The sequence below is a fragment of the Pseudomonas donghuensis genome, from assembly GCF_000259195.1.
Lineage (GTDB): Bacteria > Pseudomonadota > Gammaproteobacteria > Pseudomonadales > Pseudomonadaceae > Aquipseudomonas > Aquipseudomonas donghuensis.
On sequence record NZ_JH650760.1, the window covers coordinates 173,614 to 183,206 of the forward strand.

7 protein-coding genes are annotated in these 9,593 nt (G+C 64.5%); all 7 read left to right on the forward strand.

Annotation, left to right across the window (positions count from 1 at the left end):
* Positions 1-1,080, forward strand: a 1,080-nt coding sequence (locus UW3_RS28665; protein ID WP_010221944.1) for an MFS transporter, incomplete at its 5' end; no start/stop codon positions are given.
* A 70-nt stretch (positions 1,081-1,150) separates the two neighbouring features.
* A complete protein-coding gene (locus tag UW3_RS0108600) occupies positions 1,151-4,918 on the forward strand; it encodes a nitrate reductase subunit alpha (protein ID WP_010221945.1) in 3,768 nt (1,255 codons plus the stop codon).
* Positions 4,919-4,929: 11 nt separating this feature from the next.
* Positions 4,930-6,468, forward strand: a complete 1,539-nt coding sequence (gene narH, locus UW3_RS0108605) for a nitrate reductase subunit beta (RefSeq protein WP_010221946.1) — start codon at positions 4,930-4,932, stop codon at positions 6,466-6,468.
* Between the two features lie 2 nt (positions 6,469-6,470).
* Positions 6,471-7,226 carry a nitrate reductase molybdenum cofactor assembly chaperone gene (narJ, locus tag UW3_RS0108610; protein ID WP_010221947.1) on the forward strand — a complete coding sequence of 252 codons (756 nt, stop codon included), beginning with the start codon at positions 6,471-6,473 and terminating at the stop codon, positions 7,224-7,226.
* Entirely contained in the window at positions 7,219-7,899 is a 681-nt protein-coding gene (gene narI / locus UW3_RS0108615) for a respiratory nitrate reductase subunit gamma (protein ID WP_010221948.1), read from the forward strand. The genes narJ and narI overlap by 8 nt, the downstream gene beginning before the upstream one ends.
* Before the next feature lie 10 nt (positions 7,900-7,909).
* The gene (locus UW3_RS0108620; protein WP_026001243.1) at positions 7,910-8,827 is read left to right on the forward strand and encodes a peptidylprolyl isomerase; all 918 of its coding nucleotides are present in this window, start codon (positions 7,910-7,912) and stop codon (positions 8,825-8,827) included.
* A gap of 10 nt (positions 8,828-8,837) precedes the next feature.
* Positions 8,838-9,593, forward strand: a 756-nt coding sequence (moaA, locus tag UW3_RS26690) for a GTP 3',8-cyclase MoaA (protein WP_010221950.1), incomplete at its 3' end; no start/stop codon positions are given.

The window sequence follows — 9,593 nt, forward strand, 5'->3', positions numbered from 1 at the left end:
ACCGCCTCGCTGCTGGCGCCGTCGCTGTGGATGGGCTTTGCCGTGCAGGACCCGGGCACGCCCTACAGCGTGTTCGTGATGATTGCGCTGCTGTGCGGCTTTGGCGGCGGCAACTTCGCCTCGAGCATGTCCAACATCAGCTTCTTCTACCCCAAGTCGCAGCAGGGCACAGCCCTGGGCCTGAACGCCGGCCTGGGTAATCTCGGCGTCTCGGTGATGCAGTTCTGCGTGCCGCTGGTGATCACCTTCGGCCTGTTCGGTGCGTTCGGTGGCCAGCCGCAGGCGCTCGCCGACGGTGGCCAACTGTGGCTGCAGAACGCAGGCTTCATCTGGGTGCCGTTCATTATCCTGGTCACCTTGCTGGCCTGGTTCGGCATGAACGACCTGTCCAGCGCCAAGGCCTCGTTCAGCGAGCAGGCGGTGATCTTCAAGCGCAAGCACAACTGGCTGATGTGCTGGTTGTACTTGGCCACCTTCGGCTCGTTCATCGGCTTCTCGGCAGCCTTTCCGCTGCTGATCAAGACCGCCTTCCCGCAGGTCAACGCCCTGACCTTTGCCTTCTTAGGCCCGCTGGTCGGCGCCCTGGTACGCCCGCTGGGCGGCTGGCTGGCGGACAAGCTCGGTGGTGCGAGAGTGACCCTGTGGAACTTCGTGCTGATGATCGTCATGGTCTTCGGTGTGCTGGCGTTCATCCCCGCGCAGGGCGAGAGCGGCAACTTCTACGGTTTTCTCGGCATGTTCATGCTGCTGTTCATCACCACCGGCATCGGCAACGGTTCGACCTTTCGCATGATCCCGGTGATTTTCCGCACCCTGCACGAAAAAGCCGCCAGCGGCAAAGGCGCCGCCGCCCGCGAACAAGCGCTCAAGGACGCCGGCAAGGAGTCGGCCGCGGTGCTCGGCTTCAGCTCGGCCATGGGCGCTTTCGGCGCGTTCTTCATTCCCAAGACCTTTGGCTCTTCCATGGCCCTGACCGGTGGCCCGCAGATGGCCTTCTACATGTTCGTCGGCTTCTACCTGAGCTGCATCGTCGTGACCTGGTGGTGGTACGCGCGTAAAGGCGCCGCGACGCCCTGCTGACATGACCCCGAATTCACATCTTGCACGGGCGGGGCACAGAACCCCGCAGCAAGCCTGAGAGGAAAGCACCATGAGTCATTTACTGGATCAACTGCGGTTCTTCAACCGCAAGCAAGGCGAGTTTGCCCAGGGGCATGGCGAGACCCGCAAGGAGTCGCGCGACTGGGAGAACGTCTACCGTTCGCGCTGGCAGTACGACAAGATCGTGCGCTCCACCCACGGGGTCAACTGCACCGGCTCCTGCTCGTGGAAAATCTACGTGAAGAACGGCCTGATCACCTGGGAAACCCAGCAGACCGACTACCCGCGTACCCGTAACGATCTGCCCAACCACGAGCCACGCGGTTGCCCGCGCGGTGCCAGCTACAGCTGGTACATCTACAGCGCCAACCGCCTGAAGTACCCGAAGATCCGCAAGCCGCTGCTCAAGCTGTGGCGCGAGGCGCGCCAGAGCATGGCGCCGGTCGAGGCCTGGGCGTCCATCGTCGAGAACAAGGCCAAGGCTGACAGCTACAAGAGCAAGCGCGGCATGGGCGGCTTCATTCGCTCCAGCTGGGATGAAGTCACCGAGATCATCGCCGCCGCCAACGTCTACACCATCAAGCAGTACGGCCCCGACCGGGTGGTGGGCTTCTCGCCGATCCCGGCGATGTCGATGGTCAGCTACGCCGCCGGTGCCCGTTACCTGTCGCTGCTGGGCGGCACCTGCCTGAGCTTCTACGACTGGTACTGCGACCTGCCGCCGGCTTCACCAATGGTCTGGGGCGAACAGACCGACGTGCCGGAGTCGGCCGACTGGTACAACTCCAACTACATCATCGCCTGGGGCTCGAACGTTCCACAAACCCGCACCCCCGACGCGCACTTCTTTACCGAAGTGCGTTACAAGGGCACCAAGACCGTGGCCATCACCCCCGACTATTCGGAAGTGGCCAAGCTCACCGACCTCTGGCTCAACCCCAAGCAGGGCACTGACGCCGCCCTGGCCCAGGCCTTCAACCATGTGATCTTCAAAGAATTTCACCTGGACCAGCCAAGCGCCTACTTCACCGAGTACGCCAAGCGCTATACCGACCTGCCGGTGCTGGTGCTGCTCAAGCCGATGCTCGGTACCGCACCGGGCAACGGTTACCAGCCGGACCGCTTCCTGCGCGCCTCGGACCTGGCCGACAACCTCGGCCAGGACAACAACCCGGAATGGAAAACCATCGCCGTCGATGCCGGCGGCGAGCTGGTCTCGCCCCAGGGCTCGATCGGCTATCGCTGGGGCGAGCAGGGCAAGTGGAACATCCTGGCCCGTGAAGGCGGCGAGGGCCGCGAGATCGACCTGACCCTGAGCCTGATTGGCGGCGATGTCGCGGAAGTGGCCTTCCCGTATTTCGCCGGTGAAAGCCAGGAGCACTTCCAGCATGTCGCCGGCGATGCGGTGCAGTACCGCCGCGTGCCGGTGCGCAGCCTGACCCTGGCCGACGGCAGCCAGGTCAAGGTGGCGACCGTGTTCGACCTGTCGGCGGCCAACCTTGCCATCGACCGTGGCCTGGGTGGCGCCAACGTCGCCCGCGACTATGACGATGCCAGCGTGCCCGGCACCCCGGCCTGGCAGGAGCAGATCACCGGTGTCAGCCGCGAGAAGGCCATCCAGATCGCCCGCGAGTTTGCCGACAATGCCGACAAGACCCGTGGCCGCTCGATGATCATCGTCGGGGCGGCGATGAACCACTGGTACCACATGGACATGAACTACCGCGGGCTGATCAACATGCTCATGCTCTGCGGTTGCGTCGGCCAGACCGGTGGCGGTTGGGCCCACTACGTCGGCCAGGAGAAACTGCGCCCGCAGTGCGGCTGGCTGCCCCTGGCCTTCGGCCTGGACTGGAGCCGGCCGCCACGACAGATGAACGGCACCAGTTTCTTCTATGCCCACAGCTCGCAATGGCGCCACGAGAAGATGAGCATGCACGACGTGCTCTCGCCACTGGCCGACAAGCGCCAGTTCCCCGAACACGCCCTGGACTACAACATCCGCGCCGAACGCGCCGGCTGGCTGCCCAGCGCGCCACAGCTCAACACCAACCCGTTGCACATCTGCCGTGACGCTGCGGCGGCCGGTATGGCGCCCAAGGACTACGTGGTCAAGGGCCTGCACGAAGGCAGCCTGCGCTTTGCCTGCGAACAGCCCGACAACCCGGTCAACTTCCCGCGCAACATGTTCATCTGGCGTTCCAACCTGCTGGGCTCGTCGGGCAAGGGCCACGAGTACATGCTCAAGTACCTGCTGGGCACCCGCAACGGGGTGATGAACGAAGACATCGGCCAGGTCGGCGACTGCAAGCCGCAAGAGGCTGAATGGGTCGACGAGGGCGCCATCGGCAAGCTCGACCTGGTCACCACCCTGGATTTCCGCATGTCCTCGACCTGCGTGTATTCCGACATCGTCCTGCCGACCGCGACCTGGTACGAGAAGGACGACATGAACACCTCGGACATGCACCCCTTCATCCACCCGCTGTCGGCAGCGATTGACCCGGCCTGGGAATCGCGTTCGGACTGGGAGATCTACAAAGGCATCGCCAAGGCCTTCTCGGCCATGGCCGAAGGGCACCTGGGCATCGAGCAGGACCTGGTCACCGTACCGCTGATGCATGACAGCGTCGGCGAACTGGCCCAGCCGTTTGGCGGCACCGACTGGAAAACCGCCGGCGTCGCTCCGCAGCCGGGCAAGAACGCGCCGAACCTGCAGGTGGTCGAGCGTGATTACCCGAACATCTACAAGCAGTTCACCTCGCTTGGCCCACTGCTGGAAAAACTCGGCAACGGCGGCAAGGGCATCAACTGGAACACCGATGAGGAAGTGAAGTTCCTCGGTGAGCTGAACTACCGCGAAGTGGAGGCGGGCATCAGCCAGGGCCGGCCGAAGATCGACACCGCCATCGACGCCGCCGAGGTGATCCTCTCGCTGGCGCCGGAAACCAACGGCCATGTCGCAGTCAAGGCCTGGGCGGCACTGTCGCAGTTCACCGGCATCGACCACAGCCACCTGGCGCTGTCCAAGGCCCACGAAGCGATCCGTTTCCGTGACATCCAGGCGCAGCCGCGCAAGATCATCTCCAGCCCGACCTGGTCGGGGCTCGAGGATGATCATGTCAGCTACAACGCCGGCTACACCAACGTGCACGAGAACATCCCGTGGCGGACCATCACCGGCCGCCAGCAGTTCTACCAGGATCACCCGTGGATGCAGGCGTTCGGCGAGCAGCTGATGAGCTACCGGCCACCGGTCAACACCCGCACCATCGCCGGGGTGAAAGGCAAGCGCAGCAACGGCGAGACCGAGATCGTTCTCAACTGGATCACCCCGCACCAGAAGTGGGGCATCCACAGCACCTACAGCGACAACCTGCTGATGCTCACCCTCAGCCGCGGCGGGCCGATCGTCTGGCTCTCGGAAATCGACGCGAAGAAGGCCGGCATCGAGGACAACGACTGGATCGAGTGCTTCAACGCCAACGGCGCGCTGACCGCGCGGGCGGTGGTCAGCCAGCGGGTCAAGGAAGGCATGGTGATGATGTACCACGCCCAGGAACGGATCGTGAACGTGCCAGGCGCCGAGACCACCAAGACCCGCGGCGGCCACCACAACTCGGTCACCCGCGTGGTGCTCAAGCCGACCCACATGATCGGCGGTTATGCCCAACAGGCCTATGGCTTCAACTATTACGGCACGGTCGGCTGCAACCGCGACGAATTCGTCGTGGTGCGCAAGATGGCCAAGGTCGACTGGCTCGACGGTTCGCGCGGCGATGAGCTGCCAGGTCCGCTGCCGACCGAGATGGAATGAGGAGTGCTGTCATGAAGATCCGTTCACAAATTGGCATGGTCCTGAACCTGGACAAATGCATCGGTTGCCACACTTGCTCGATCACCTGCAAGAACGTCTGGACCAGCCGCGAAGGCATGGAGTACGCCTGGTTCAACAACGTTGAATCCAAGCCCGGGGTCGGCTACCCGAAAGAGTGGGAAAACCAGGACAAGTGGAAGGGCGGCTGGGTGCGCAACGCCAACGGCTCGATCAACCCGCGCATCGGCGGCAAGTTCCGGGTGCTGGCGAACATCTTCGCCAACCCCGACCTGCCGAGCCTGGATGACTACTACGAGCCGTTCGACTTCGACTACCAGCACCTGCACACCGCGCCGCTGGGCGAGCACCAACCGACGGCGCGGCCGCGCTCGGTGGTGTCCGGCAAGCGCATGGAGAAGATCGAGTGGGGCCCGAACTGGGAAGAAATCCTCGGCACCGAGTTCGCCAAGCGGCGCAAGGACAAGAACTTCGACCAGATCCAGGCCGACATCTACGGGGAGTACGAAAACACCTTCATGATGTACCTGCCGCGCCTGTGCGAGCACTGCCTGAACCCGGCGTGCGCGGCGTCCTGCCCGAGCGGGGCGATCTACAAGCGCGAGGAGGACGGTATCGTCCTCATCGACCAGGAAAAATGCCGCGGCTGGCGCATGTGCATCAGCGGCTGCCCGTACAAGAAGATCTACTTCAACTGGAAGAGCGGCAAGTCGGAAAAATGCATCTTCTGCTACCCGCGCATCGAAGCGGGCATGCCCACCGTGTGTGCCGAAACCTGCGTCGGCCGTATCCGCTACCTCGGCGTGCTGCTGTATGACGCCGACCGCATCAGTGAGGTGGCCAGCACCGCCAACGAGCACGACCTGTACGAGAAGCAGCTGGAAATCTTCCTCGACCCCAACGACCCGGCGGTGATCCGCCAGGCCCTGGCAGACGGCGTGCCGCAGTCGGTGATCGACGCCGCACAACGCTCGCCGGTGTACAAGATGGCCGTCGACTGGAAGCTGGCGCTGCCGCTGCACCCGGAATACCGCACCTTGCCGATGGTCTGGTACGTACCGCCGCTGTCGCCGATCCAGAACGCTGCGGCCGCTGGCACCGTGGGCATGAACGGGGTGATCCCGGATGTCGACAGCCTGCGCATTCCGCTGCGCTACCTGGCCAACCTGCTGACCGCCGGCGACGAAAAACCGGTGAAACGCGCCCTCAAGCGCCTGCTGGCCATGCGCGCCTACAAGCGCGCCGAACAGGTCGAAGGCGTGCAGGACCTCAAGGTGCTCAGCGACGTCGGCTTGAGCGTCAACCAGGTCGAGGAGATGTACCGCTACCTGGCCATCGCCAACTACGAGGACCGCTACGTGGTACCCAGTGCCCACCGCGAAGAAGCCATGAGCGATGCCTTCGCCGAGCGCTCCGGTTGCGGCTTCAGTTTCGGCAGCGGCTGCAGTGGCAGCTCGGACACCAACATGTTCGGGGCGAAGAAGGCCAACCGCCGCGACATCCTCAAAACCGTACAGCTGTGGGAGGACTGAGCATGCGCATCCTTAAAGTGATTTCGCTGCTGCTCGATTACCCGAGCGAAACCCTGGTGGCCGGCCGCGACGAGCTGGAGCAGGCGATCATCCAGGCGCGGGAAATCAGCCCGCGCCAGCGCGGCGCCCTGTTCGAGTTGCTGGAGCTGATCTGCAACAACGACCTGATGGATGGCCAGGAACATTACGGCGCGCTGTTCGGCCGTGGCCGCTCGTTGTCGCTGTTGCTGTTCGAGCATGTGCATGGCGAGTCCCGCGACCGCGGCCAGGCCATGGTCGACATGCTCGCCCAGTATGAAGACGCGGGCTTTGCCATCGGCGTCAAGGAGCTGCCGGACTACATTCCGCTGTACCTGGAATACCTCTCGACCCGCGAAGACCTCGAGGCCCGCGAGGGCCTGGCCGATGTCGCGCACCTGCTGGCGCTGCTTGCCGCACGCCTGGAGGAGCGCGAGAGCGCCTACGCCAGTTGCTTCCGGGCGCTGCTGCAGATTGCCGGCGCCGAGCCGCACCAGGCGGTGGCCGACCTGCGCGAGCAGGTGGCCGCCGAGCAACGCGACGACTCCCTCGAAGCCCTGGACAAGATCTGGGAGGAAGAGGCCGTGGACTTTCTCAAGGCCGAACAGCAGGAGCGTTGCAGCTCAATGCCAAGTGCCCCGGGCAAGGCGCGCGAAGAGAGCGCGGTACCGCTGCACTGGGTCGATTTTCAGCATCAAGGCCAGGCCGGCGCGCCGGTCGGGGAGGTGGGTAATGTCTAAGTGGAACCTGTTGTTGTTCGGGATTTATCCCTACGTGGCGCTGGCCATCTGCTTGCTCGGCAGCTGGGCGCGCTTTGACCTCTCGCAATACAGCTGGAAGGCCGGCTCCAGCCAGATGCTCGACAAGCGCGGCATGCGCGTGGCGAGCAACTTCTTTCACATCGGCGTGCTGTTCGTGCTGGCGGGGCATTTTGTCGGCCTGCTGACCCCGGCGTCGGTCTATCACCATGTGATCAGCACCGAGCACAAGCAACTGCTGGCGATGGTCTCCGGTGGCTTCTTCGGCCTGCTGTGCCTGATCGGCCTGATCATGCTGCTGCACCGGCGGCTGACTGAGCCGCGGGTACGCGCCACCTCCAGCACCTCGGACATTCTCATCCTGCTGGTGTTGCTGGCGCAGCTGGTGCTCGGCCTGCTGACCATCGTTGCCTCCACCGGCCATATGGATGGTTCGGTCATGGTCAGGCTTGCCGACTGGGCGCAGAACACCGTGCTGCTGCGGCCGGTGGACGCGGCGGCGGCGATTGCCCCGGTAAGCCTGGTGTACAAGCTGCACGTGCTGCTGGGCCTGACCCTGTTCGTGCTGTTCCCGTTCACCCGCCTGGTGCACATCGTCAGCGCACCGGTGTGGTACCTGGGCCGGCGTTATCAAATCGTGCGGCAGAAAGCCTGAGGAGGTTGCCATGACTAGCGGATGCGGATGTGGTGGCGGTAATGGTGGTGGCGGTGGCTGCGCTTCGTCGACGCCGCCTGTGCCCGAGGCGGGCGAGCAGGCGGTGGCGGTCGAGGTGCCCGCGCAACTGATCGCCAGTAGCGAGCAGGAGTGGCCGGTGATCAGCGTCAATGGCGTCGCCATCGGCCCCGAGGCCTTGGCCCAGGAGCTGCAGTACCACCCGGCGGTCGATCGCGAGGAGGCCATGTACATGGCCGCCCGCGCCCTGGTGATCCGCGAGCTGATGCAGCAGCGGATTGCCGAGTTGGGGCTGGCGGTGCAGGTTGGCGCCGGCGAGAACCAGGAGGAAGCCGCCACGCGCCTGTTGCTGGAGCGCGAAGTGCAGGTGCCGGTGTGTGACGAGGCCACCTGCCTGCGTTATTACGACAGCAACCGCGGGCGCTTTCACAGCGCACCGCTGCTGGCGGTGCGGCACATCCTGCTCGAATGCGCGCCGGACGATGCCGAGGCGCGCAGCCTGGCGCTGGTGCAGGCCGAGATTCTCCATGAGCGCCTGATGCAGTTCCCCGAGCAGTTCGCCGAGCTTGCGCAGAAGTACTCGGCCTGCCCGTCGAAGGCCCAGGGCGGTGAGCTGGGACAGATCAGCAAGGGCCAGACCGTGCCGGAGCTGGAACGCCAACTGTTCACCCTGGCGCCGGGGCTGGCCGTCAAGCCGCTGGAAAGCCGCTACGGCTGGCACTTGGTCAGTGTCGACCAGCGCATCGAAGGCCAGGCCTTGCCGTACGAGGCAGTGGCCACGGCGATTCGCACCCAGTTGCAACAGGGCGTGTGGCAAAAGGCGTTGGTGCAGTACCTGCAAACCCTGATCGGTGCCGCCGATATTCGCGGCATCCGCTTGCAGGGCGCCGACTCACCGCTGGTGCAATAAGGGGACGGTGATGAGCACTGTGATGCAGGACGGCTTCGGGCGGCAGATCGATTACTTGCGCATGTCGGTGACCGATCGCTGTGATTTTCGCTGTGTGTACTGCATGGCCAAGCACATGACCTTCCTGCCGCGCCAGCAGGTGCTGACCCTTGAGGAGTTGCAACGCCTGGCCACGCTGTTCGTTGGCCAGGGCGTGCGCAAGATCCGCCTGACCGGCGGCGAACCGTTGATTCGCCCCGGTATCGTCGAGCTGTGCCGTCACATGAGTGCCTTGCCGGGCCTGCGCGAACTGGTGATGACCAGCAATGGCTCGCAACTGCAGCGCCTGGCCCGGCCGCTGGTAGACGCCGGGGTCAAGCGCATGAACATCAGCCTCGACAGCCTGGACGGCGAACGCTTCCGGGCGATTACCCGCAATGGCGATCTCGATCAGGTCCTGCGCGGCATCGAGGCGGCGGGTGATGCCGGCTTCGAGGGCGTCAAGCTCAACTGCGTGGTGATGAAGGGGCGCAACTTCGATGAAGTATTGCCCCTGGTGCAGTACGCCATCGACCAGCGCATCGACATCACCTTCATCGAGGAGATGCCCTTGGGCGACGTCGGCCGTTCGCGCGGCGAGTCGTTCTGCGCCAGCGACGAGGTGCGGGCGCTGATTGCCAGCCGCCACGCCCTGCTCGACAGCGCCGAGCACAGCGGCGGGCCGGCGCGCTACGTGCGTCTGGCGCAGCACCCGGCGACCCGCATCGGTTTTATCTCGCCCAACAGC

Bases quoted from the DNA above. Each gene is read 5' to 3' on its own strand.
- UW3_RS0108600 (WP_010221945.1), top strand. From the start codon at position 1,151: ATGAGTCATTTACTGGATCAACTGCGGTTCTTCAACCGCAAGCAAGGC.
- narH (WP_010221946.1), top strand. From the start codon at position 4,930: ATGAAGATCCGTTCACAAATTGGCATGGTCCTGAACCTGGACAAATGC.
- narJ (WP_010221947.1), top strand. From the start codon at position 6,471: ATGCGCATCCTTAAAGTGATTTCGCTGCTGCTCGATTACCCGAGCGAA.
- narI (WP_010221948.1), top strand. From the start codon at position 7,219: ATGTCTAAGTGGAACCTGTTGTTGTTCGGGATTTATCCCTACGTGGCG.
- UW3_RS0108620 (WP_026001243.1), top strand. From the start codon at position 7,910: ATGACTAGCGGATGCGGATGTGGTGGCGGTAATGGTGGTGGCGGTGGC.